Origin of the sequence: Salinimicrobium marinum (genome assembly GCF_014651535.1) — a bacterium.
In the GTDB taxonomy this organism is placed as follows: Bacteria; Bacteroidota; Bacteroidia; order Flavobacteriales; family Flavobacteriaceae; genus Salinimicrobium; species Salinimicrobium marinum.
In genome coordinates, this window is the sequence record NZ_BMXB01000011.1 from 81001 (window position 1) to 106056 (window position 25056).

25 protein-coding genes are annotated in these 25056 nt (G+C 40.3%); 15 read left to right on the plus strand and 10 right to left on the minus strand.

All coding sequences use genetic code 11. The features are described from left to right. Positions 1–65: 65 nt before the first annotated feature. Entirely contained in the window at positions 66–1331 is a 1266-nt protein-coding gene (locus tag IE056_RS12945) for a cation:proton antiporter (protein ID WP_189605138.1), read from the minus strand. Between the two features lie 202 nt (positions 1332–1533). Between IE056_RS12945 and IE056_RS12950 the strand changes: the two genes are divergently transcribed. After that, entirely contained in the window at positions 1534–2301 is a 768-nt protein-coding gene (locus IE056_RS12950) for an XRE family transcriptional regulator (protein WP_189605139.1), read from the plus strand. A gap of 139 nt (positions 2302–2440) precedes the next feature. Here the strand turns inward: IE056_RS12950 and IE056_RS18630 are convergent, their stop codons facing one another. The 5 genes from IE056_RS18630 to IE056_RS12970 form a co-directional block, all read right to left on the minus strand. Next, a complete protein-coding gene (locus tag IE056_RS18630; RefSeq protein ID WP_262891459.1) occupies positions 2441–2569 on the minus strand; it encodes a hypothetical protein in 129 nt (42 codons plus the stop codon). 91 nt (positions 2570–2660) lie between these two features. Then, a complete protein-coding gene (locus tag IE056_RS12955) occupies positions 2661–2855 on the minus strand; it encodes a hypothetical protein (protein WP_189605140.1) in 195 nt (64 codons plus the stop codon). 169 nt (positions 2856–3024) lie between these two features. Then, positions 3025–4734 (minus strand): synaptonemal complex protein 1, encoded by a 1710-nt coding sequence (locus IE056_RS12960; protein WP_189605141.1) that lies wholly within the window; start codon positions 4732–4734, stop codon positions 3025–3027. Positions 4735–4915: 181 nt separating this feature from the next. Then, complete coding sequence (locus IE056_RS12965; RefSeq protein WP_189605142.1) at positions 4916–5344, minus strand: response regulator; 429 nt, start codon at positions 5342–5344, stop codon at positions 4916–4918. A gap of 106 nt (positions 5345–5450) precedes the next feature. After that, positions 5451–5948 (minus strand): DUF456 domain-containing protein, encoded by a 498-nt coding sequence (locus IE056_RS12970; protein ID WP_189605143.1) that lies wholly within the window; start codon positions 5946–5948, stop codon positions 5451–5453. Between the two features lie 125 nt (positions 5949–6073). On the opposite strand from IE056_RS12970, the gene IE056_RS12975 reads away from it, so the two are divergent. The 4 genes from IE056_RS12975 to IE056_RS12990 all read left to right on the plus strand — a co-directional run bounded on the left by IE056_RS12975 (position 6074) and on the right by IE056_RS12990 (position 9884). Then, the gene (locus IE056_RS12975; RefSeq protein WP_189605144.1) at positions 6074–6436 is read left to right on the plus strand and encodes a BlaI/MecI/CopY family transcriptional regulator; all 363 of its coding nucleotides are present in this window, start codon (positions 6074–6076) and stop codon (positions 6434–6436) included. Continuing rightward, on the plus strand, positions 6436–8160 hold the full coding sequence (locus IE056_RS12980; protein ID WP_189605145.1) for a M56 family metallopeptidase: 1725 nt from the start codon (positions 6436–6438) through the stop codon (positions 8158–8160). The genes IE056_RS12975 and IE056_RS12980 overlap by 1 nt, the downstream gene beginning before the upstream one ends. Next, positions 8153–9298 (plus strand): tetratricopeptide repeat protein, encoded by a 1146-nt coding sequence (locus IE056_RS12985; protein WP_229793760.1) that lies wholly within the window; start codon positions 8153–8155, stop codon positions 9296–9298. Before IE056_RS12980 ends, IE056_RS12985 begins: the two co-directional genes overlap by 8 nt. Positions 9299–9407: 109 nt before the next feature. Continuing rightward, positions 9408–9884 (plus strand): hypothetical protein, encoded by a 477-nt coding sequence (locus tag IE056_RS12990; protein ID WP_189605146.1) that lies wholly within the window; start codon positions 9408–9410, stop codon positions 9882–9884. A gap of 3 nt (positions 9885–9887) precedes the next feature. Here IE056_RS12990 and IE056_RS12995 read toward each other — a convergent pair whose 3' ends face one another. From IE056_RS12995 to IE056_RS13005, 3 genes are read right to left on the minus strand one after another with little or no spacing between them, the layout of a single operon-like run. Continuing rightward, the gene (locus IE056_RS12995; RefSeq protein WP_189605147.1) at positions 9888–10775 is read right to left on the minus strand and encodes a hypothetical protein; all 888 of its coding nucleotides are present in this window, start codon (positions 10773–10775) and stop codon (positions 9888–9890) included. A gap of 42 nt (positions 10776–10817) precedes the next feature. Further along, positions 10818–11954 (minus strand): glycosyltransferase family 2 protein, encoded by a 1137-nt coding sequence (locus IE056_RS13000; protein WP_189605148.1) that lies wholly within the window; start codon positions 11952–11954, stop codon positions 10818–10820. Further along, positions 11951–12856: a lysylphosphatidylglycerol synthase domain-containing protein gene (locus tag IE056_RS13005; RefSeq protein WP_189605149.1), complete on the minus strand. Its 906-nt coding sequence runs from the start codon at positions 12854–12856 to the stop codon at positions 11951–11953. Before IE056_RS13005 ends, IE056_RS13000 begins: the two co-directional genes overlap by 4 nt. Positions 12857–12994: 138 nt before the next feature. On the opposite strand from IE056_RS13005, the gene ruvC reads away from it, so the two are divergent. From ruvC to IE056_RS13055, 10 genes are all read left to right on the plus strand, one after another. Next, positions 12995–13546 (plus strand): crossover junction endodeoxyribonuclease RuvC, encoded by a 552-nt coding sequence (gene ruvC, locus IE056_RS13010; protein WP_189605150.1) that lies wholly within the window; start codon positions 12995–12997, stop codon positions 13544–13546. A 112-nt stretch (positions 13547–13658) separates the two neighbouring features. Further along, on the plus strand, positions 13659–14786 hold the full coding sequence (hemW, locus tag IE056_RS13015; protein WP_189605151.1) for a radical SAM family heme chaperone HemW: 1128 nt from the start codon (positions 13659–13661) through the stop codon (positions 14784–14786). 217 nt (positions 14787–15003) lie between these two features. Beyond that, complete coding sequence (locus IE056_RS13020) at positions 15004–15774, plus strand: cyclase family protein (RefSeq protein ID WP_189605152.1); 771 nt, start codon at positions 15004–15006, stop codon at positions 15772–15774. Then, a complete protein-coding gene (locus IE056_RS13025) occupies positions 15752–16135 on the plus strand; it encodes a DUF4260 domain-containing protein (protein ID WP_189605153.1) in 384 nt (127 codons plus the stop codon). Before IE056_RS13020 ends, IE056_RS13025 begins: the two co-directional genes overlap by 23 nt. Beyond that, on the plus strand, positions 16125–16487 hold the full coding sequence (locus IE056_RS13030; protein ID WP_189605154.1) for an MmcQ/YjbR family DNA-binding protein: 363 nt from the start codon (positions 16125–16127) through the stop codon (positions 16485–16487). The genes IE056_RS13025 and IE056_RS13030 overlap by 11 nt, the downstream gene beginning before the upstream one ends. A 3-nt stretch (positions 16488–16490) precedes the next feature. Beyond that, the gene (locus tag IE056_RS13035) at positions 16491–18263 is read left to right on the plus strand and encodes a MutS-related protein (protein WP_189605155.1); all 1773 of its coding nucleotides are present in this window, start codon (positions 16491–16493) and stop codon (positions 18261–18263) included. Between the two features lie 176 nt (positions 18264–18439). Continuing rightward, positions 18440–19441, plus strand: coding sequence for a metal-dependent hydrolase (locus IE056_RS13040; RefSeq protein WP_189605156.1), 1002 nt, complete (start codon positions 18440–18442; stop codon positions 19439–19441). A 193-nt stretch (positions 19442–19634) separates the two neighbouring features. Beyond that, positions 19635–21374 (plus strand): DUF885 domain-containing protein, encoded by a 1740-nt coding sequence (locus tag IE056_RS13045; RefSeq protein ID WP_189605157.1) that lies wholly within the window; start codon positions 19635–19637, stop codon positions 21372–21374. A 258-nt stretch (positions 21375–21632) separates the two neighbouring features. After that, positions 21633–22532 (plus strand): DMT family transporter, encoded by a 900-nt coding sequence (locus IE056_RS13050; protein ID WP_189605158.1) that lies wholly within the window; start codon positions 21633–21635, stop codon positions 22530–22532. Positions 22533–22775: 243 nt separating this feature from the next. Beyond that, positions 22776–23351: a PhnA domain-containing protein gene (locus tag IE056_RS13055; RefSeq protein ID WP_189605159.1), complete on the plus strand. Its 576-nt coding sequence runs from the start codon at positions 22776–22778 to the stop codon at positions 23349–23351. A 101-nt stretch (positions 23352–23452) separates the two neighbouring features. Here the strand turns inward: IE056_RS13055 and IE056_RS13060 are convergent, their stop codons facing one another. Beyond that, complete coding sequence (locus IE056_RS13060) at positions 23453–24847, minus strand: dipeptidase (protein WP_189605160.1); 1395 nt, start codon at positions 24845–24847, stop codon at positions 23453–23455. Between the last annotated feature and the right edge of the window lie 209 nt (positions 24848–25056).

Genomic DNA, 25056 nt, shown 5'->3' on the forward strand with positions numbered 1-25056 from the left:
TTGGGTTTAAACAATTGTTAATACTGAGAATTGAGTCTAAAGCAGTTCTTACAATACCAGAAGTATTATGTTTCGCGATTTTTCTCCTTCTCGTTCAATGTTCCTTTCTTTCTGAAATGATCTATAACAGCAGGGGCCGTAAGCCCATGTAAAACAATAGAGAACAGGATGATATATGCTGTAATGGCATACAGTTCTCCCTTGTGTTCAAAATCTGCAAATTGTACAAAAGCCCAGGATAAATAAAAGACAGATCCAATCCCTCTTATCCCGAAGAAGCTAATGGCTAATTTATTCCTGAGTTCATCTTTTACACCCCACAATCCTATTAATCCTGCCAGTGGGCGTATAATGAGTACAAAAGCAAGCGCGAAAACCACTCCTTTCCAGTCTGTCAAACCTAAAATACCATTCAGGATAGAGGCTCCAAATAAAATTATCCATACTACCAGCAGCAAATGTTCAATTTCGGATACAAAGTCGTGCAGTTTCTTTTTATAGTCCCCACTTACTTTCTCGTAATAGCGCAAGCTGAAACCAGCAAAGAATACAGCCAAAAATCCGTAGCCATGCAGGAGTTCGGTTACTCCGTATGTGAAAACGGTAAGAGAAAGTGCTAAAAATCCGACGAAGGTTTTTACCCCTGTCACATGATGGATCCTTTCCAGTGCATAACCAATTAACCGCCCAATGATTAGCCCCAGCAGGATGCCCAGAAATATTTTCAGCAGGAATTTATCCAGAAACCAGTCGGAAAAACTAAAAGCAGCCCAACCTCCGGCCTGCGCCACCATAACAGCCAGATACGAGAAGGGGAATGCGATCCCGTCATTCAAACCGGCTTCTGCGGTAAGCGGAAACCTTATAACGTCTTCGGCACTTTCTTCCTTTAAAGGGTCATCCAGCTGAACCTCTGCGGCCAGTACAGGATCTGTAGGAGCCAAAACAGCAGCCAAAAGTAGTGAAGACGGGATACTTAAAATGAGGAAATACTGTCCAATAAAATAAGCTGAGACCATACAAATAGGCATGGTCACAAACACCAGCAGTAATGGTTTACGCCAGCTTTTCAGGTCATAGGTAGCACCAATTTTCAGTCCTGCTCCCATCAGGGAAATGATCACAATAGTTTCAGAAAAATACATCAGCCATTCATCATCCCAAATCTTCTGAGGCCAGCTAAGAGGATAACCAAAAGCGAACATCGCAAACCCTATCAGCAATAAAATAATTGGAGAACTTACCTTTATCTTTTTTGAAATTGAAGGGAGCCAGGCCATTATTAGAGTTGCGAAACCAAGACCTGCAAGTATTATGTAATGTTCTTCCATAGGAAATAAAAATAAATGATTTTCTCCTACGGAAAGCTTAAACCTTCTGAATTTCACAAAAGACTAACATTTTATTCAAGAAGAATATGACGTAACCAATTTAAACGGGCTAATCCTCTACTCCATTAAATTAAAAAACAACATTTTAGGAGAAATTCCACAACTCATATAGGAAATATTCCTAAAAAAAGTATATTTGTGTATGGGAACAAAAGTAGCAACAGAGATCAAACGCTTTAAGGAGGTTCGTGATGAACACAATCTCACGCAATCTGAATTTGCCGCATTACTGGGAATTAAAAATTCCACGGCAGATATTGAAAGAGGAAGAACCAAACTCTCAGGGCGGGTCATTGCAGAAATGTTACGCCAGTTCGGTATAAATCCTTTGTGGTTATTTGGTGAAAGCCGGCAAAAGCACCTGGAATTGACCAAAGGTGATGTAAGCCCTAAGGTAGTAAGCGTGAACAGTGCCGAAAATGAAAACATCGTCCTTGTCAATGTAAAAGCTGCCGCCGGATATCCGCATAATGTACAGGATGTGGATTGGTACCAACAACTACCTGCTTTTGACATTCCCTTACCGGAATACAGAAATGCCACCTACAGGGGCTTTCAGATAGAGGGTGACAGTATGCTCCCGAATTTACATCCCGGGGAATGGGTGCTGGGAAAAGCTGTTCCTACCATTGAGGAGGCCGGAAATAATAAAATTCATGTGGTGGTGCTGTATGACTCTGTGTTGGTAAAGAAACTTCAGAAATTACCAGATCCTTCTAAACTGGCTCTAATTTCCCTGAATGAAGACTACCTGCCAATAGAGATTAATGTAGGCGATATTCAGGAATTATGGCAGGTAAACAGCAAGCTTACCTTTAATTTAGATGCACCTTCAGAAAGCGGACTTCTAAAGCAGTTACAGCAGTCAATGGAGGAATTGAAAAATGACTTTAAAACCTTCCGGCAATAATTAAGATGATATCTTCTTCAGAAAAGCTCAACAGCTTTTTCCGAATTACGGAGGGAGTGGTTTTTCAGCTCGAAGAAAAAAAAGAGGCTGTCTAAAAAGCACTTTTTAGACAGCCTCTTATATACCATTTCTGGTTTATTTAGAATTCATCTTCTACGTCATCTGCTGCATCTTCGATTTCATCTCCCACGTCATCTGCCGCGTTTTCGATATCATCTGCTGCACGATTCTCGTCTCTACAAGAGGTAAACATTACGCTGCTTGTCATAAGCAGACCTAGAATTAAAACTACTTTTTTCATAATTAAAATATTAAATGGTTGATTTTGAATAATTTTATATGGTACTTCAAGTAATTATTTATTGATCGTCAATTTCTCCCACTCCCTGTTCTCTGGGTACTTCATTCACATTTTCCTCTGCAGCATCATCTTCTACCTCCAGGTCCTCATTATTAAGTTCTACCTCATTAGACTCATTGGGAGTATCCCTACAGGAAATAAATGCTGTACTAAAAGTAAAAAGCATTGCAAGCGTTAATAGCGTCTTCTTCATAAATCATTTTTTTCAGGTTTAGTTCTAACAAAATTAGATAAACTATTATTAGATTAACATTTTCTCTGCTAAAGTTTTCATAAAAGTGCAGAAGCAGACTCGTTTACAGAAATTAAAAAAGCCGCACAATTTATAGATATGTGCGGCTAAAATTTTGATTAATCAGGCATTACAGGAACCACCCTTCCAGGGCAAGCATTCCTCCAACAGCCGAGGCAATTCCTGAAAGAATAGCAGTACCTACCAGCCACCATGCAGCTGTTGCTGCAGTCTTTCTGGATTCTTCGGCAGCTGCGAGACTCTTTTCCTTAGCCTCACGCATTTTTTCATTTACTTTTGCTTCTACCTGATTTGCTTTTTCAAGCACTCCGTCTCTTGCGGAAACAATAGTTTCGGCTATACCTTCAGATTCTGTTCTGCTCATTCCGGTCTTTTTTGCAACCAGTGCAGTCATTTCATCTTTATTGTAATGTTGCAGTTTATACTGAAGATCTCTTCCACTACTATCTCCGGAACTCTGGAAAATAGAGGTAAAATCTGAATAGATCTTGTCCATACTAAATGAAGATCCACCGTCGCCGCTTCCGGAAAATAATTCTTTAATTTTTGCCTGTATGCCTTCCTTTTGAGAAGAGGCTTTATCTCCGGTGCTTCCAAGGAAAGAGGTAACTTTAGCCAGTACGCCTTCAATTTTATCGGCATACTTTTCAGCATCACTTTCACTCATTCCCTGGGATGAAGCTATTTTAATAAGAGTTGGACGATCTAATGCCGTAGCCTTTGATTTAAGGACATTTGAAGCCTGTCCCGGTTCGTTCATTATCTTGCGTATATCTTCTTCCAGCTTTTCTGGCTGCAATTCCCTTTTATCGGTATTTTGCAGCGCTTTCTTGATTTTTTCCTGATATTGATTGATCTGTTCCCGGTCTGCCGGCGTAAGCTCTTCAATACCTTTTTTAGCTTTCTCTTCATTAGAAGCATCACTCTTTGCGATATCTTTTAAACCTCCTACATGGTCCTTGATCGCCTGCTTGTCTTCTTTGGAAAGCGTACTTTTATCTGCCTCCTCAAGAATCATCTTCTTAACAGAATTCGGATAATCAAAGTCTGCTTTCTCAGTCACCTGAAGATCTGTAAGTAGGTTCTTGATCTGCTTCTTAAGATTATTGATGTCAATTCGCTGAGGTTTTAACTGCTGAACGTACTCATCAACCTTCTTATCTATATCATTGGTGTCAAATAGTTTTTCAAACTGCTTTCTCATTTGTCTCGACTGCTCTTTTGCGCTGGTACGTGCCACTTCTTTAGCAGCGCTCGTATCAGATTTTGAAAATATAGAAGCAGTAGCAGAAGATGCAGAAGAAAGCCCTCCTTTTACAGTAGATACCAATCCCCCTACCATGGAAGATATAGCACTTATCTCAAAATAGGTCATGGCAATAAAAAATGCCGCCCAGATTACCAGTCCTAATGCAGCACCAATAAAGTCTTCTCCAACCAATCCTAACTGCACAGCAAACAAGCTGGCAAAGAAAAGAGCAATTGAAGTAGTGATCATGGTCCAGGCCCCGAATCCGGTTGAAATTTTCTGACCTAAGTTCATACCATCGTCGTCGTCATCATCATAATTGTGAGAGTGTGACACATCCTTATTATCCTTATGAGCCTTCTTCTCCACATTTCCTATGGCAGTAATCCCCCCGGCAACAGAAAGTGCTGTTAGCAATAACTGGAAAGCGACTGCAAGTAAAACACCGGCGACAATACTAACGAAGAAATTACCGCCCTCTACTAGTACAGGAGATATTTCTCTTTCCACTGTTTGTGCAACAGTAGAAAATGGTACAATAAGCAGGAGTGCTAGTTTAAAATTTTTCATAGAATTGATTTTTAATTAGTTACAATCCAAATTAAAACTTTCATCTCAGGATTTTTTAAAAAAAATCATAAAACCACAATAGCACCCTGGAAATTATGAGAACTTTTTATTTTCAGAAGTGGTTTTAAAAGAATATTGTGATCCGAAAATAAGCAGGCTGAAAAAATGGAAAAGCCAGGATTCAGATTTCTCTGCAAATAAGGGATTCTATTTTGTCACAGACGCTGTTCAATACCTCAACAGATAATGGTTTTTCGAGATAATCGATAAACTGCGGATATTCTTCCGCTTTTCTGTGATCATGGGAATTTATGGAAGAGGTTGCGATAACTACATAAATATGGTCTTTGAATTTTTCACTTTGAATAGCATCCAGGAATTCCCAGCCGTTCATTATCGGCATATTAATGTCAAGCAGCACAAGATACGGTGTGTTCTCAACGCCACTACCTTTCATCTCCTCCAATGCTTCCCGTGCGTTTTTACAACTAAAAGCCACGGGTGGCAAACAACTGCGTTTAACGAGTACCTTGTGTAAAAATAATACCACGGCATCGTCATCCACAAGAACAACTTTGTAGTCCATCTCAAATATATAAGTAGGTTTCATTCAGTACTTTCGGGGCAGAAAGCACTAAATGTTCATTTTCATCTTCAAGTTAAAAAAAGCTATTGAATCACAGCCTAAAAATTATCCTAATATACAGGATAAAAGATCAAAAAAATCCTTCTCGAAACTCCCACAACTTAATGCAAAATAAGATTAAGAAGATTCCGGAGATCACAAATTCCATAAATGTAGAAGCCACAAGTCCCAAAAATGAACCAAAAGCAGCCCTGGTAGCTGTTCGGGAATCACTTTTATTAATGATCTCTCCAATAAAAGCACCCCCAAAAGCACCCAGAATAATTCCGAAGGGAATAGGAATAAATATTCCAACAATCAAACCTACAGTCGCTCCTATCATTCCGGGTTTGCTTCCTCCAAAATATTTGGAACCCAAAGCCGGAATTATATATTGTAAGACTACCACAAGAATAGATACCAAAAGGGTAATGCCTAAAAAGGTGTAGTTCATGGGAACCACCGAAGTGAGATAGAATAAAAGTAATCCTGCCCAGCTCAAAGGCACTCCCGGCAACACAGGTAAAAAACTCCCCAACATTCCGGTTATTAAAAGAATGCATGCCAGTACCAGTAAAAGTATATCCATAAAATTTTAATTGGCAGCTAATATACAGAAAGGAATAACCAAAAAAACAACTAATAGATTAGTTTAAACTAATTATTTAGTTTATATTAGCAGAACAATCATTTGAAAAAAAAACAAAAGGAACCATGAAACAACTAACCAAAGCAGAAGAAGAGATCATGCAGATTTTATGGCAACTCAAAAAAGCCAATGTAGCAGGTATCATAGAAGAAATGCCGGAGCCAAAACCTGCCTACAATACTGTTTCTACAATTGTAAGGATCCTGGAAACCAAAGGTTTTGTAGATCATGAAAAACAGGGAAAAGGGTACCTTTATTATCCGCTCGTAGAAAAGGAAACCTACAGCAATCAAAGCATGAATAAATTAATGGACAATTATTTTAATGGCTCCTTTAAAAGTATGGTTTCTTTTTTCATGAAGAAAAACGATCTGGATACGAAAGAGCTGGAATCTATCTTAAAAGAAATCAATAAAAAAGATTCGTAATGGCACATTATATCATCCAGGTAATTTTTTTTCAGCTACTATTTTTGCTGGTATATGATTTTCTCCTGAAAAAGGAAACTTTTTTCAGCTATAACAGGTGGTATTTACTTCTCACTCCTGTTATAGCCCTCACCCTTCCCCTGCTGGAGTTTGAAACCCTCGGAAATATGGTTCCTCAGGAGTCTCTTATGATGCTTCCGGAAGTGTATCTGGGAGCAACGTCGCCTACAACTGAAGCTTTTTCTACAGAACATGTTTCAGCTTCCGGAGAAGGTTTCAAGATCAATTGGTGGATGCTTGCCTATGGTACGGGCGTCTTTTTCAGTTTAATTCTCATTGTCAATAAATACCGAATCCTGAATAAGCTTTTTAAAAACAAGGTTGTAACCAACCAAAAGGGCATCAAAATCATAGAAGTCCCAAATTCTAATCTTGCCTGCACTTTTTTTAATACTATTTTTCTGGGAGATCAATTAAAAGAAGAAGAAATTCAGCAGATACTTTCTCATGAAATGATTCATGTGAAACAAAAGCACAGCGCAGATTTATTGTATTTCGAACTACTTAAAATCCTGTTCTGGTTCAATCCACTCATTTACATCTATCAGACAAGGATTTCAACCCTGCACGAGTTCATCGCCGATGCCGGAGTGGTAAAGACGGTAGAAAGGAAAACCTATTACCAGCAACTGCTCAACACAGCCTTTAGCACGGAAAATGTTTCATTCATCAATCAATTTTTCAATCATTCATTAATCAAAAAACGAATCGTTATGTTACAAAAATCAAGATCAAAGACAATTTCAAAATTCAAATATTTAATCCTTGTCCCACTAATGCTGGTAATGCTTATGTATGTGGCGTGTTCGAAGGAAACATTTGACAGCACAGCTACGGATCAACTTATTGAGGAGGCAAATTTTTCCTCTACCGAGTCAAATAAAGATGGGGATGTTCCTTTTGCAATAATTGAAGAAGCTCCAGTCTTTCCGGGATGTGAAAGCCTTACCACAAACGAGGAGCGAAAAACCTGTATGAGTGAAAAAATAACGGAATTTGTAGGTACCAATTTTGATGTGAATGCCGCAAAACCCTATGCTCAACCAGGAGTTAACCGGATTTATGTTCAATTCAGGATCAATAAAGATGGTTCTGTAGAAGAAATGGGCGTAAGGGCTTCTTCACCTCAACTTGAGGAAGAAGCAAGAAAAGTAGTTAACAAATTTCCAAGAATGACTCCGGGCAAACAAGACGGAAAAGAAGCAGGCGTTCTTTATTCTTTACCAATAATTTTCAATGTTGATGAAGGACACAAGGCACCACCAGTAACTGACAGCATTAAGAAAAATGAAAATCCTACCGGAGATATACCCTTTGCAGTTGTAGACGAAGTTCCTGTTTTCCCTGGTTGCGAAAATCTTGCGTCAAATGATGCTCGGAAAGAGTGTATGACTGAAAAGATCACAGCATTCGTCAGTGAAAATTTTGATGTTTCGGCCGCAAAACCATATGCAAGACCGGGAGACAACAGGATTTACGTACAATTAAAGATAAATAAAGATGGAGTTGTAGAAGAGATGGGTATTAGAGCTTCTTCTCCCGAACTTGAGGAGGAAGCGCGCAAGGTTCTGAATCAGCTGCCACAGATGACTCCCGGAAAACAAAACGGACAAGACACGGGAGTTCTATATATGTTACCTATAACCTTCAACGCAGGTGAATAAGTTCCTTTTTTCATTAATTATTTTTATTACAGCCACCAAAGCCGAAGCACAGACTTCGGCTTTGGCAATGGCTGATAGTTTATACGCGGTTGGTAATTATTCCGGAGCCATTGAGCAGCTGGAAACCCTAGATCCAAAATCGGATGCCGTGCACAGCAGATTGGCGCGAGCCTGGGAAGCCCGTGGAATTTTTCAAAAAGCCCTGGAAAACTATAGGATCGTACTGGAAAAAAATCCGGATAGGCTGCTCTCTGCAGTGGCTTACGGTAAGTTGCTTTCCCAAATAGGAGAATTTTCAGAAGCGGATAGTATCTTTTCCCGACTTGCCAACAAGTATCCTAAAAACGCCACTTTTCACTACGAGCTGGGCCTAATCAAAGAAAAACAAAAGGACAGCACAGCCATGACTTATTTTTTCCGGACTATAGCATTTGATATAACCCATCAACAGGCTTTGTATAAGATTTCCAAAGATCTTTTAGCCCACAAAAAATATGTGCAGGCAGAAAGCTTCAGCAAAAAGGGATTGGAAGCAAATCCAATCAATGCTTCGCTACTCTCCATTCTGGCGCAGTCTTATTTCAGGCAGGAGTATTATGAAGGTGCAATAACAGCATTTGAAAAACTGATTGATCTTGGAAAAGGGAGTGAATTTATCAACACAAAATTGGGATATGCTTATTTTCAGGAGAAAAATATGGAAAAAGCTATTGAACATTATTCTGTGGCTCTTGAATATGAGGATCAGAATGCCGATACACATCACATCCTGGGTAAGATTTATGCCCTCACCGGAGACTTCAAAAAATCTGAACAACATCTTTTATCCGCTATTATTTTGAAAGACCAACTCTTGGATGCCGAATACCTTAGCCTTGCCCTCACCTATAAAATGACCAAAGATTATAAGAAAGCCCTGCAATATTTTGAAAAAGCCCTGAAAGAAAACCCAATGAATGAGCGCGCCTTATACGAACGTGCCACTGCTGCCGATGCCTATTACCAGGATCTTGAAACCCGCCGCAATTACTACCAGTCCTACCTGAATAAATTTGAAGAACAGGGAAACAAACACCTCATTTCCCTTGCAAAAAGAAGGATTAAAGATATAGAGGAAGAGCTTCATTTATGTAGGTAAATTCATGAATGATGGCTTCATCCATACCTGCCCTTTTTCAAAAACTATATTTTCCTAAGCTGCTTTATTTCACTATTTTTGAAGCTCAATAGCGAATATTCTCATTCGAATGAAAAAAGCTTTATTTCTGCTTCTAATTATACTTATTTCGGGCTGTGAACGGTTTGAAACAAAAAAAATATCTTCAGAAGAAATTCTTAGCGAAGAAACCAGAGAGCTCAACTGGCATGAGGTAGACCAGTATCCTGCTTTTAAAGAATGTAAGGAAATTACAGAGGTAGAGGCTGCCAAAACCTGCTTCGGGAATAAAGTTGCCAGTTACGTATATGCCAGGCTGGATGCGAAACAACCCGTAGTTTCCAAAGCACTGGAGGACACTTTGCTGCTTTATTTAAGTATTTCAGACAGAGGGGTACCGGCAATAGATTCTGTAGAAATAGATACGATGGTCACCCATCACCTTCCCGAAATCAAAACCTGGCTGCGTGAAAGTATTGATTCCCTGCCTAACATCTATCCGGCAACAAAACGCGGAATTCCTGTCGCCACAAAATTCAAAATGCCTATTGTCATTAAAGCAGAGTAAATTCTAAAGACTCAATTTATATCCCACCGTAAAATCTAGAGGAAAAGCTCCATTATTATCGAGGAAAATAGCCACCACATCATTATAACTCACAGTGATGATTCCACTTTCGGTTATTCCAAAGCCGGCCCCTATTCCAAAACTTAAGGGCGCTGTTAAATCAAATCCACTTTCTTTTTTCACTGAATCTATTTCCCCCTGATCATTGATAAGGTAAATTTCATCTTCGGAATAGTAAAAATTGACAAGTTCTGTATCAATATAAATATCAAAATTATTTTCATAGAGGAGCTTGAACCGGTAGTTTATGGATAACTGAGTGGAGGAATACATATATTCTTGCCGATCAAAAGACTGCCGTAGCTGCAAAAAAGCAGAATGCCTCGGCGCAAGATTGGGATCATATAGTTCGTATTCCAGGCCCACCACGGGAGCAATAATATTTTCAGGATTTCTTGTATAGATATTGTTGGAGAATCCGGTGAAAAAACCAATCCGGTGCCTGATATTGGAGGTAGATGCGTTGTATACATAGTTTTCCTCGACGGCTGAATTATACAAATTGGTAAAATGTTTAAGGCTGTAAAGAAGGAATTTCACATCGCGGGTAGAAATATTTGCATCTGCAGTCAATTTCTCAAGTTGTACCTGAAATTTTTTCTTTTCTCCCCCTTCTATCTCCTCATTTTTAAGCTCTAGAAAATGATCTTTCTTTTGCACAAAATACCGGTAGCTGTTCCCTTGCTGGTTCCAGTAAAGGCTGATGGTTCCCTGTACTTCCTTTCGGAGCGCCAACGTATCCCCTTCTATGATAAAGATCTCCTGTGCCGCAAGATTTGTAGTGCAGAGAAGGAAAAACGATAAGATGGAGCAGCATTTTTTTAACATCATGAAAAAGTAGGAAAATAAAACCGGAAAAGATTTAAAGAAACGTTACTTTTTAAACTCCCTGCCTTTCCATGAGTAGCCTTTAAAAAGAGATAGTACCCCCACATAACTGCTGAAAACCGGATAAAGAAAACTACACCAAAAGTAATTTTTCATCAGTTTTTCCCTTTTAAAGAATATGGAAGTTTTATAGATCAACAGAAAATCTACATTAAATTTTATTAGGAAAAACATTAAAAACGTTTTTTGCGGAAATACTCCTGAAACTACTGCAATGAATCCGACAAGAAGCAGAAGGTTCATGAGAAAAACAAGCACACCCACAGCTTTACTGAAGGAATTGTTATAAGCTGAAGTTTTTGCAGCCCAACGAATCCTTTGGGAAATAAAGTTTTTTATGTCCGACTGTGGAGTGGTGGTCACAATGGCTTCCCTGCTTTTCAAAAATTCTGTTTTATGTCCTGCTTTCTGAAACTTTTCCAGTAAAAATATGTCATCCCCACTGGCAATAGCTTCATTTCCAGAGAAGCCTTCAACCTGCCTGAAACTTTCTTTTTCATAACACAAGTTAGCACCGTTACATAAGAATGGAATATCAACTCCAAACCCGCCAATGCTGGCTCCCTGTAGGCTCAGAAAATCTATTTTCTGAAAGATCTTCAGGAAGCTTGTTTTTCCTTTTTCACCGGCATCAATTGCTACAGGCCCGGCCACCATCTTCGCTCCTGTCTTCTCTATGTAAGCCCCATATTGAAGCTGCCAGTTTTCCAAAACCTTACAATCGGCATCAGTAGTTAGTACGTATTCAAATTCTGAGGCTTTTATTGCTGTATTGATCGCATCCTTTTTTGGAGATCCCGAAAGCCTTTCGGAATTCAGCAACTTAATGTTCAGGTTGGGATGTACATTCCTGAATTTTTCACATACTTCTTCCGAAGTATCTTCAGAAGCATCATTTACCAGGATGATCTCAAAAAGATCTTTGGGATAGTTCAGGTTTATTAATGCATCGAATAGACCGGGAAGATTTTCAGCTTCATTCCTATAAGGAACAACGATCGAAAACCGGATGGAAGGCTGAGAAGAAATTTCCGGCTGCTCCTCCACTTTGCTAAAGCCAAACAGCAGAAAAAGAATAAGTCCGGCATACAAGAGAGTAATGATTACCGCCAGCGCGATCATGGGACAGTATGTCTCATTTGAGGCTTGTATTTAAGCACAAAATAACTTCCTACCAGCGCCGGAAGTCCGAAGTTGAGGATCCATGCTGCCAGAACAATCACCAGTACCACCAGCTCCGGAACCTTTAACAATCCGAAGATCCATACGGCAAATCCACCTTTTATCAGCGCATCAAAGATCATCATGGTTGGGATAATTGAAGACAGGAAATAAGTAGTAAAAACAGCTGAAATCACCAGTAAATAAGGCAGATCAACTTTAAATATCATCAGGAAAAAGTAGAATTGATGTGTAAAAATCAGGTACCTCAAAGTTGCGTAAAGCACCGCTCTCATTCTCACCTTTCGGGGAATTTTCTGAAAAGAACTCTCCAGTTTCTCTACAGAGTATCCTTTAATTTTCCATTTATATTTCCGCATTACCCAATACCCTATAAAGGGTGCCAGCAGCAGAAAAGCCATGAGCAGGCCATTTATAATATTAAAAGGCAACTCCATTTGGGAGAGCAGGTACAGCATTCCAATCACCCCAAAGAAAATGGTAGCCAACAACTGAGAAAGATTTCCGAGGAAATTAAGGAAGATCACCTTCCTTCTGGCGGGTTTGAGGTAGTACAAAGATTTGGCCCCGTATTCTCCAATCCGGCTGGGCGTAAAAATGGCAGCGGTGAAAGAAGCCAGGCTCTCCCTGGTGGCCCTTTTTGTGGTATTTCTTCGTATGGAACTACTTAAAATCTGCCATTTTTTAACCTCAAACAACCAGTTTAAAAAGCTAAGCAGCAATAGTATAGAAATATTCAAAAATGAAAATACATGATACTTGTCCAGCACATCTACAAACTCACCAAAATCAAGTTCTTCACTGGAGGTGAGCCTGTGAACAATAAAAAATATTGCGGCCAATACCACCAGGATTTTAAGTAGTAGTAATAAGAATTGTTTAGCTTTGTGCGATTGGTTCCCCATAGGTTCCTGTAGAGAAATTGCAAAAATTTCCTGCAAATAATTAACAATATTATATCCTGCAATAATACGAAGCTTTTGAATACCGAAAAAATCATACTTGGCATCGACCCCGGAACCACTATTATGGGTTTCGGACTCATAAAGGTGGTGAACAAAAAAATGGAATTTTTACAGCTGAACGAGCTTCAGCTTCAAAAGTATGATGATCCTTATATTAAACTGAAGCTTATTTTCGAACGTACCATTGAACTTATAGATACTTTTCATCCCGACGAAATTGCGATTGAGGCTCCTTTCTTCGGAAAAAATGTACAGTCCATGCTGAAGCTGGGGCGTGCACAGGGAGTGGCTATGGCCGCTGGCCTAAGCCGGGATATTCCGGTCACGGAATATTCTCCGAAAAAAATAAAGATGGCCATCACCGGAAACGGAAATGCCAGCAAGGAACAGGTCGCAAGAATGCTTCAAAGTCTGCTAACGCTGAAAACCCTGCCGAAGAACCTCGATGCCACTGACGGACTGGCTGCAGCGGTTTGCCATTTCTATAACTCCGGAAAAACAGTATCTGGAAAAAGCTATACCGGATGGGCCGCTTTTGTAAAACAGAATCCGAAAAAAGTAAAATAAGCCCCCTAAGTTCCTCTTTTTGCGGAAAGCCGCAGAAGATGAAAGGTTTTACATAAAATCAGACTTATTTAATAGCATTTTCAAATCATCCATTTTCCAAATCTTAAATTTAATGTCCGGCATATATATCCACATTCCTTTTTGCAAACAGGCCTGTCACTATTGTGATTTCCATTTTTCTACTTCTATGAAGAAAAAAGATGAATTGATAGATGCGTTGTGCAAAGAATTATTGCTTCGGAAGGAGGAAATCGCGGGTGACATTGAAACGATCTACTTCGGTGGTGGGACTCCATCGTTGCTGACTTCCGAAGAACTTCAGCAGATATTTGAAACCATATTTGCCAATTTTTCAGTAGTTAAAGATCCGGAGATCACGCTGGAGGCCAATCCCGATGATCTTTCAGAAGAAAAACTGAAGATACTGGCAGCTTCTTCGGTGAACAGGCTGAGCATTGGGGTGCAGTCCTTTTTTGAAGCAGATTTGAAAATGATGAACCGGGCGCACAATCAGCAGGAAGCGCTGGAATCTATTGAAACAGCAAAAAATTACTTTGACAATATTTCTATAGATCTTATTTACGGAATCCCGCAGATGAGCAACGAACGCTGGTTACAAAATCTTAACATTGCTCTGGAGCTCAATGTTCCACATATCTCCAGCTATGCCCTCACAGTAGAACCAAAAACGGCGCTAAAAAAGCTGATTGAAAAAGGTAAAATTTCGCCTGTGGATGAAGATGCCGCTAAAGAACATTATGAGTTGATGATCGAGGTACTGGAAACCGCCGGATTCGAAAATTATGAATTTTCAAACTTCGGAAAACCCGGTTACTTCTCCCGAAACAATACCGCCTACTGGTTTGGAAAACCATATCTGGGCATTGGCCCTTCTGCCCATTCTTTTGACGGCAATAACAGAAAATGGAATATCAACAACAACATCCTGTACATTAAAGCTATTGCAAAAGGAGAGCTTCCCGCCGAAGTGGAAGAACTTTCGACTACCGATAAATACAACGAACACGTGATGACCCGTCTGCGAACCAAGTGGGGGATTTCTATACCTGAAGTGGAAGAAAAATTCGGAGAGACTTACAAAACTTATCTTTTAAAAGAAGCTCAACATTTTTTAGACGACGGCTTGCTAGACCTGAACGACGATAAATTGTCCATTTCAAAACGAGGAAAGTTTTTGAGTGATGGTATTGCCGCAGATTTATTCTTCATAAATTTATAGCTGATTTTAGAGCTAATAAGATGAGATGCTAAAACCAGCATGACGGGAAAAATAACATAACGTCTCCCTGAATTTATATCAAGGTCTATTCACTAAGAAAACGAGCAAGTCAGAAAAAATAAATATTAAAAAATCTGTTTTAATGGCTGTTCGATTTCCAGAACAATGAGATGCTGAAACCAGTTCAGCATGACGGAACAAAACAGATTGAAAGTACATGAAGGCGAGCATACAACATAATAATCAGGAATACCGGATAGATCTTTCTAAGCCTCTGGACATCTCCCTAAGTCTGCGTGGCGATGAGGTCAATCCTGTTGCTTGGTACCTTAATGCACCCAAAATAGTTCCCGTAAAAGATGGCAACTGGACAGGAAAAGTAAGCCTGGGAGCCTCCACCAACTTTAACAACATATATTTTAATCCGCATGGACATAGCACCCACACCGAATGTGTGGGTCATATCACTCCGGAATTCCATAGTATCAATGATGCTTTAAAGACCTTCTTTTTTAAAGCCAGATTAATTTCCGTAGAACCACAGAAGAAAGACAGGGATAGGGTGATCACCAGAGCCCAGCTTGAAAAGCTGTTTAAAAAGGGCGAAGCAGAAGCCCTGGTAATAAGAAGCCTGCCCAATTCCATTGCCAAAAGATCTCAGAAGTATTCCCACACCAACTGGCCTTACCTGGAAGAAGATGCAGCAAAATACATAAGGGACTGCGGAGTTGACCATTTGTTGATCGACCTTCCTTCGGTGGACAAAGAAAAAGATGAAGGAAAATTAGTGGCGCACAAGGCTTTCTGGAATTATCCTAAAAATATCCGTTCTAATGCTACTATTACAGAATTGATCTACGTCCCCTCAAAAGTTGAAGATGGACTGTATTTTCTAAATCTTCAAATAGCTTCTTTTGAAAACGATGCTTCCCCCTCCAAACCTGTTCTCTATAAAATTGAAAAAGATGAAAACAACAATGAAAATTGAAGAACTAGCACTGTTCCTGTTGGGTATTTTCGCCTTTAGATTCCTTACTTTTGAATGGTGGTGGTTTCCTGTGTTATTACTCACGCCGGATGTTGGAATGCTCGGCTACCTTTTCGGAAATAAAACAGGCGCCTTCGTTTATAACCTGTTTCACCATAAAGGAGTGGCTTTAATGGTTTTCCTTACCGGATTTTATTTTTCCGGAGAAATTCTGCAATTGATGGGGATTATCTTATTTTCCCATTCCGCCTTAGACAGGATGCTGGGATACGGATTAAAGTATGAAAAAGGCTTTAAATTTACCCATTTGGGGGAGATTGGAGGAAACGAACAAAGATTAAGAGGCAACCATGAACATTGAAGAAATAAGAAGCTATTCCCTGCAAAAACCGGGAACGACCGAGGAATTTCCTTTTGGACCAGATGCATTGGTTTTTAAGGTAATGGGGAAAATGTATGCTTTGGCAGGTCTTGAAGCGACCCCCTTAAGCCTTAGCCTTAAATGCAATCCTGCCCGTGCGGTCAACCTTCGGGAAGAGTTTGAAGATAAGATCACGGGAGCCTACCACATGAACAAAAAACACTGGAACAGTATTTTACCCGAAGTTCTTCCGCCCGCGCTTGTCATAGAGCTCATTGACCATTCTTACGAGTTGGTGGTTAACGGACTCCCGAAAAAGAAACAAGCAGAATTAAAAAATTCAGATTTATAATTAATGAAGAATCCCACCGATTTTTATAACTCCCAGATCACTAAATACCAGAAACATTTAGAAACGGCCTCCCGAAAGTTGTCCTTTTCCAGCCTCGCCAGGCTTATAATTTTTCTAATCCTTGCATGGGCTGTCTATTATTTCTTCGGAAATTTGACCGTTCTGGTTCCGGTTCTAATTGTTGGAATCGGGATTTTCGTGTACCTGGTCTCCAACCATTCCGACCTTAAATATGAACGTGATAAATTCCGGGAACTCATCAGGATCAATGAAACTGAAATTGCTGTCCTAAACCGAAACTTTCACGATTTGCCCACCGGGGAAGAATTTGAAAATCCGGTGCATCTTTACAGTCAGGATATAGATCTCTTCGGTAAAGGTTCTTTTTACCAGTACCTCAACCGTACTGCACTTACCGAAGGTAGCCATAAACTGGCCCACATTCTTCTCGAGAATAGCATAGAGGGCATTGAATCCAAACAGAATGCGATAAAAGAACTGGCTGAAAAAGCCGACTGGCGCCAGAATTTTTCTGCTTTGGCTACTTTGGTACACACCGAAAACCGCTCCAACGTCATCCTGAAATGGCTTAAAAACTATCAGGCGTTTGTACCGGGAATCATGAAGTGGTTGCCCTGGGTATTTTCAGTCATTTCAGTGACAGTCATCACAGGTTTTTTTATGGATTATGTGACCGGGATTCAGCTGGGGTTGTGGTTCTTTGTTGGCCTTGCAATTACCGGAACTTATTTAAAAAGAATAAACCTGCTTTCGGCCAGCGTAAGCAAGGTTCAGGATACGTTTCATCAATATTACCAGTTGCTGGCCTTGATTGAAACCACAACTTTTTCTTCTGAATTACTTAAAGAAAAAAAGGATCTTGTTACTTCCGAAAAAAACAAAGCTTCCCTCATCCTGAAGAAATTTTCCAAAGCCATAGATGCCCTGGATCAACGGAACAACATGATCTTTGGAGTAATCGGCAACGGATTTTTGCTTTGGGATCTTCGGCAGTCATACAAACTTGAACAATGGATCCTGCAGCATGGAAATAATGTCGAAAAATGGTTTGAAGCCATAGAATTCATGGATGCCTACAATTCCCTGGGGAATTTCAGTTTTAATCATCCCAGTTATGTGTATCCGGAGTTAAATATGGATGCATTTATCACAGAAACTACTCAGCTGGCCCATCCCCTTTTAGATCCTGAAAAAAGAATTGCCAACGATTTTTCCATTGGAAAAGAGCAGTTTTTTATAATCACCGGAGCAAACATGGCCGGAAAAAGCACTTTTTTAAGAACAGTTTCCCTGCACATTTTAATGGCTAACACTGGGCTTCCGGTGTGTGCCGCTTCCTGTAAATATTCCCCGATCAAACTGATCACCAGTATGCGCACCACCGACTCCCTGACCGATGATGAGTCCTATTTCTTTTCTGAACTAAAAAGGCTGAAATTCATTGTAGACGAGATCAAAAAGGACAAATATTTTATCATTCTGGATGAGATCCTGAAGGGCACCAACAGCACCGACAAAGCTATTGGTTCCCGTAAATTCATTGAAAAACTGGTCGGCTCCCAATCCACCGGAATTATCGCCACGCACGATCTTAGCTTATGCGAAGTTTCGGAAGAGTTGCCACAGGTAAAGAATTATTATTTTGATGCAGAGATCATCAACAATGAGCTGCATTTCGACTATAAATTCAAAACCGGAGTCTGCCAGAATATGAATGCATCGTTTTTACTGAAGAAAATGGAAATCGTTGACTAGTTTTCAGTGACCAGTTTTCAGTTGAAAAAAAGGAGAAAATACAGTTGTGAGAACGGGGTAATTTTTTATTATGGTAATTATCACCCCGAGCGGAGTTGGGAGGTTGTTTCAAAGCAGAAAAATCCAATGGAAACTTTGGAATTTGGTGCTTGTATATAGGAATTTTATTAAAATAAATGGACTCACTAACACAAATAGTACTCGGTGCCGCTGTAGGCGAAGCCGTTTTAGGAAAAAAGGTCGGAAATAAAGCGATGCTATATGGAGCCATTGCAGGAACCATACCCGATTTAGATACATTTGTCGGTTATTTCACCGATACCGTTTCTGCCATTGAAATTCACAGGGGCTTTTCTCATTCTATAGTTTTCTCACTGCTATTCGCACCCGTTTTCGGGTATCTGGTCTCACTCATTGAAAGAAAATCTACAGCCAACTGGCAGGACTGGACGCTGCTGATGTTCTGGGGCTTGTTCACGCATCCAATTCTGGATTCCTTTACCACCTGGGGCACACAACTATTCTGGCCCATGGACATCCGGCTGGCGTTTAAGACCATTTTTGTAATAGATCCGCTGTACACACTACCATTTTTGATCTTTTTGATCCTGGCAATGCGACAAAAAAAAGACGCTTGGCAACGGAAAAAGTTCAACAACCTGGGGCTCATTATTAGCAGCACCTATTTGCTTGTCACCCTTACGTTAAAAAGTATGGCTTATTTTCAATTTGCAGACAGTCTGGAACAGCAGGGAATCTTTTATGAAAGAATGGAAACAAGGCCAGCCCCGCTCAATACCATTTTGTGGAATGCGAATGTAGAGACCGAAGATGCTTTTCTTACAGGCGATTATTCCTTCTTTGATGACGGAATGATACGGTTCCAGGTTTTTCCGAAGAATCATTCCTACCTTGGGCAACTACAGAAACATGAAAAGGTACAGCGACTTATAGACATTACCGATGGCTGGTATACCATTAGCACACAAGACGAAACGCTTATTTTCAACGATCTTCGGTTCGGGCAACTCAATCCTTCAGATCCCGATTCCCCATTCACTTTCAGTTATAAATTAATTGAAGAAAACGGAAACCTTCGCGTGGAGGAAGTGGAAAAAGACAGAGGCGATGCCAAAAGGATTTTATCAGATCTTTGGGAAAGGATCAAGGGGAATTAGTATTTAGACCTTACAGATTATTAAAATTGTGAGGTCTTCTAGTTGCTGGATGAAATTGCCAGGTTTAATTCAGTTTGAAATCTCGACTCCGCCCGACCTGACATTGAAAAGAAAACTTCTTTCTTCAAATTTAAACTCTCCGAATTTAGTTTTAAAAAATCTATCTTTAAAGTTTCAGTTTAATTCTGCTTTTATGAGATCCACACTTTCGTTCTTCCTGCTCTGCTTTTTTACATCCACACTTCTCTTCGCTCAAAACCCTTCCGATGAATTAGACAAAATCATTAAGAAAGTTCAGGATTATGAGAGCTACGATCGTAATGATTATCCCTTGGGGCTGTACACTGAAGAACATTATAAAAGGGAAGCCGATTTTGCTCGGGAGCAGCTTGAAGAACTTAAAAGTTTTGATACAGAAGAGCTTTCTGAAAGGGAAAAGGTCTCTTTGAAATTGCTCCGGTTCAGGTTACAGGAAGATGTGGATTTCTATGAATATGAAGCCTATCTTAATCCGTTACTCTCTGATGCCGGATTCCATGTGAGCCTGCCGTACCATGTTCGAAACCTGAACAATTACTCACAGGTAAGAAATTATCTGAACAAACTAAATGCAGTTCCGGAATATGTTGATCAGCATTTGGCTCTACTTCGCAAAGGACTTGAAAAAAGCATCACCCAGCCAAAAATCATCTTTGAAGGTTATGAAGCCACTTACAATGATCAGATTGTAGACGATCCTAAGAAAAGCTCCTATTTTGTCCCTTTTAATGACCTGCCAAATACTCTTTCTGATGCTCAAAAAGACTCTGTTTTAAAAGCTGCTGAAAAAGCCATTTCTGAAAATGTAGTGCCGCAGTTTAAAAGGATCAAAACATTTTTTGAAACCGAATATCTGCCGAATACCCGTACTTCGATTGGAGTGTCAGAAATTCCTAACGGTCGCGACTACTACCAGAACCGCCTGAATTATTACACCACGTTGAATCTAACTGCCGATGAAGTACACCAGATTGGCCTGGATGAAGTAGCTCGCATTAATTCTGAAATGAAAGAGATCATTGAAGAAGTCGGTTTTAAAGGTTCTTTTGAAGAATTCATTACATTTTTACGTACCGACCCCCAATTTTATGCCACTTCTGAAGAAGAACTGCTGAAAGAGGCACGGGATATTGCTAAAAGAATAGATGCACAACTTCCGGCATTTTTCAAAACTCTTCCGAGGAAACCTTATGGAGTGGCGCCGGTGCCGGATGCCATTGCACCAAAATATACGACAGGCCGATACATTGGAGCTTCCGAAGAGAGTCAGCCGGGATATTATTGGGTCAACACCTATAATTTACCTAGCAGGCCATTGTATGTTCTTCCGTCGCTCACCGCTCACGAAGCCGTGCCGGGGCACCACCTGCAAATTGAACTAAATAAAGAGCTAAGCGACAGTATTCCGAAGTTCAGAAGAGGTATGTATTTATCTGCTTTTGGAGAAGGCTGGGGCTTGTACAGCGAATTCCTGGCCGAAGATATGGGCATTTATACCAATCCGTACGAGATGTTCGGAAAACTAACTTATGAGCAATGGCGCGCCTGCCGACTGGTGGTAGATACGGGAATGCATGTAAAAGGCTGGAGCCGCGAACAGGCAGTGGAATTTTTGAGGTCCAACACCGCACTTTCACTCCACGAGATCAACACAGAAACTGACCGCTACATTTCCTGGCCGGGACAGGCGGTTTCCTATAAAATCGGAGAATTGAAGATCCGTGAACTCCGGAAAAAAGCAGAAGAACAACTGGGCCAAAATTTCGATATCCGGCAGTTCCATGAAGTTATTCTGGGACAGGGGACCGTCACCCTTGAGATTATGGAAGAGCTGGTGGATCAATACATCACAGAGGAAAAAGAAATTGCAGCTACAACAGCGGTAAAGGAATAATAATAGCTGAAATTCTGTAAACAATTCAATTCATCTATTTCATAAAATCGGAAACAACTAATTCTACATAAAAACAACATTTAAAGCTACTTTCTTAAAAATCTCTGTATCAGCCTGAATGTTAAAATTAAGATTGCATCCTCCACTTCGATAAAATAGCGTACTTTTGCACCCGCAAAAAATTCTTTCATAATACCGGATTTTTCCTGTAAACATCCAATCCTTTAATCACCTGCAGACGTTCTGCAATCTCTATTTATGAACAACTCTTTACTTAAAGGCAGCCTTTATGTTGCACTTGGGGCGATTAGCTATGGAATGCTAACTACCTTCGTAAAAATGGCCTATGCCGAAGGCTTTACCTCTCACGAGATCACTTTTTCACAAATGGCTCTAGGTCTTGTGGGACTATTAATTATCAATCTCTTTATTGGTAAAAGGAAAGGAGCCGCTCCCGTTCAGGAGAGATCGAAGAGCATCTTAAAATTAATGGCCGCAGGGACTTCGCTGGGCCTTACCAGTACTTTTTATTATCTCGCAGCAAAATATATTCCGGTTTCCATCGGAATTGTGCTTTTAATGCAAAGCGTTTGGATGGGAGTAGTTCTGGAAGCTATCCTGGAAAAGAAAAAACCAGACGCTAAAAAAGTATTTGCGGTCATTGCCATTCTTGCGGGAACCGTACTGGCAACCAATCTTATGACCGATTCTTTCCAGCTGGACTGGAGAGGAATGGGCTGGGGACTGCTTGCCGCAATGTCATATACAGTGACCATCTACACTTCTAATACCGTTTCACTACAGCTGCACCCTCTAAGAAGAAGTTTGTGGATGATGGTGGGGGGCACTTTGCTGGTAGGGATCCTTTCCTTCCCTTTCCTGATAGAACAATTTAATCTGGAAATATTTCAAAAATGGGGCTTGATCCTTGCCATTTTTGGCACCATTCTCCCTCCTATTTTATATACCCGGGGAATGCCCAAAACCGGGGTTGGGCTTGGAGCCATTGTATCCTCTATTGAACTGCCGGCCGCAGTACTAATGGCGTACTTTCTATTAAGTGAAACTGTAGACCTTTATCAATGGGCTGGTATCGCTTTAATCCTGATAGCAGTAATCCAGATGAACCTGCCTAACTTCAGGCGGAAGAAGATTTAATAAAAGCTAATGAATGGTCGTAATTTGAAGATCCTGAAATCTTTCGTTACTTCGGAATTTTTCAGCGTTGATATATTCTGAAAATGAGCTTCTGAAGCAAATTCAAAATGAGGAATTACTTCTATTAATAAAACCTCCCTATTTCCTGAATTTCAGCAGAAGAAAAAGAGTTTCAGCTTAAAACCTGAAGCTGCTGTTCTGAAAGAACCGAAAGCAGTACCTTTGTCTTAAAATTTCCTTAAAATGAGCTTAGAGCAAGACCTATTTCAAAGAAGTTCCTCTCAGTGCGAACTTTGCACCTCTACCGATGATCTACAGGTATATGAAATCCCTGATACTCCTGAAGGTACCGAACATCATATTCTCATTTGCGCCACTTGCAAAACACAAATAGAAGATCCTGAAAAAACAGATCCTAACCACTGGAGAAGTTTAAATGATAGCATGTGGAGCACAGTTCCTGCCGTTCAGGTAATGTCATGGCGAATGCTAAATAGACTGCGTGGCGAAGGATGGCCGCAGGATCTACTCGATATGATGTACATGGATGAAGAAACTAAAGCCTGGGCAGAAGCCGGACAAAAATCAGATTCGGGGGCTTCAACAGTAGTTCACAAAGACAGCAACGGACTAACCATAGAAAGCGGAGACACCGTAGTACTTATCAAAGACCTCAACGTAAAAGGATCGAGCATGGTCGCCAAACGTGGCACAGCGGTAAGAAGGGTTTCTCTCGTACACGATAATCCTGAACAAATCGAAGGCAAAGTCGACGGGCAGCAGATTGTGATCCTGACGAAGTTTGTGAAAAAGGTTTAATTTAGAATTTCTATAAACAGAAACCTCACAGTTTTGATACCTGTGAGGTTTCCTTGTTTTTTAATCCTGCTCATTTACATTGAGAGAGGATATGAAATTCCTTATTCTTCCTTCTTAAGCTTTGCAAAATGCTTAAAGAATAAGGGAATTGTCTCAATTCCTTTTAAGTAATTCCAGACCCCGAAATGTTCATTTGGAGAATGGATTGCATCGGTATCGAGTCCGAAGCCCATCAGGATGGTTTTACTGTTCATCGTTTTTTCAAAGAGTGAAACAATTGGAATACTTCCACCGCTGCGTTGCGGGATCGGAGTTTTTCCGAAGGCTTCTTCATAAGCATCATTGGCAGCCTGATATTCCAGTGTATCAATAGGCGTTACATAGGCCTGCCCGCCGTGATGAGTATTAACCTTTACTCTGACACTTTTTGGAGCCAGGCTTTCAAAATGTCTTTTGAACAATTCACTGATCTCTTTCCAGTCCTGATCGGGCACCAGTCTCATCGAGATCTTAGCATAAGCTTTTGAAGGAAGCACCGTCTTCGCTCCTTCGCCAGTGTAGCCTCCCCAGATTCCGTTGACATCCAGCGTGGGTCTTATAGAACCCCTTTCTAAAGTTGAGTAGCCTTTTTCCCCATGCACATCTCCAATATCCAGTTTCTCTTTATACTCCTGAAGATCAAAAGGTGCTTCTGCCATTTTAGTTCTTTCTTCTACTGTAAGCTCTTCAACTTTATCATAAAATCCCGGAACGGTGATATGATTATTTTCATCTTGAAGGGAAGCGATCATTTTTGAAAGCACGTTGATAGGGTTTGCCACTGCCCCACCGTACAACCCGCTGTGTAAATCACGGTTTGGTCCGGTAACTTCCACCTCCATATAACTGAGTCCGCGCAGGCCTGTAGTAATAGACGGCACATCTTTGCCAATCATCCCCGTATCACTGATAAGGATCACATCATTAGATACCTTTTCTGCATATCGCTCCAGGAACCATCCCAGGTTTTCACTTCCTACTTCCTCTTCCCCTTCGATCATGAATTTCACATTACAGGGCAACTGATCGTATTTAGTCATATATTCCAGCGCCTTCACGTGCATATACATCTGACCTTTGTCATCACAGGCTCCGCGGGCAAAAATCGCTCCTTCCGGATGGATTTTTGTTTCCTTAATAACCGGTTTAAACGGCGGACTGTCCCAAAGATCAACAGGATCTGGTGGTTGAACGTCATAATGCCCATATACCAACACAGTAGGTAACGAACTATTAAGGATCTTTTCACCGAAAACAACCGGATTTCCAGGTGTTTCGACAATTTCCACTTTATCACATCCCGCTTCCTGAAGCCTTTTCTTAACAGCTTCCGCTGTTTTGAAAATATCATTTTTATAGGCAGGATCTGCGCTGATTGAAGGTATCTTCAGAAGATCAATCAGTTCGTCAATAAAGCGATCTTTATGTTCTTCCACATATTTTTTTATGTCTTGCATACTTAAATTTTTGATGTAGCGTAAAGGTAAGAAATTAAGATGTTAGACCCGAAATGTATGACATTTGCAGTTGTGGATTCCCGTTACCAAATCCGAACAGCTTCTTTAAACAATAATATTCTCATTTTTGAACATAGTAAAGCTGCAGCTATAGATAAGCCGGTAATTTTATTTAATTCAAAGACACACAATAATTTACAGTTAGCAGC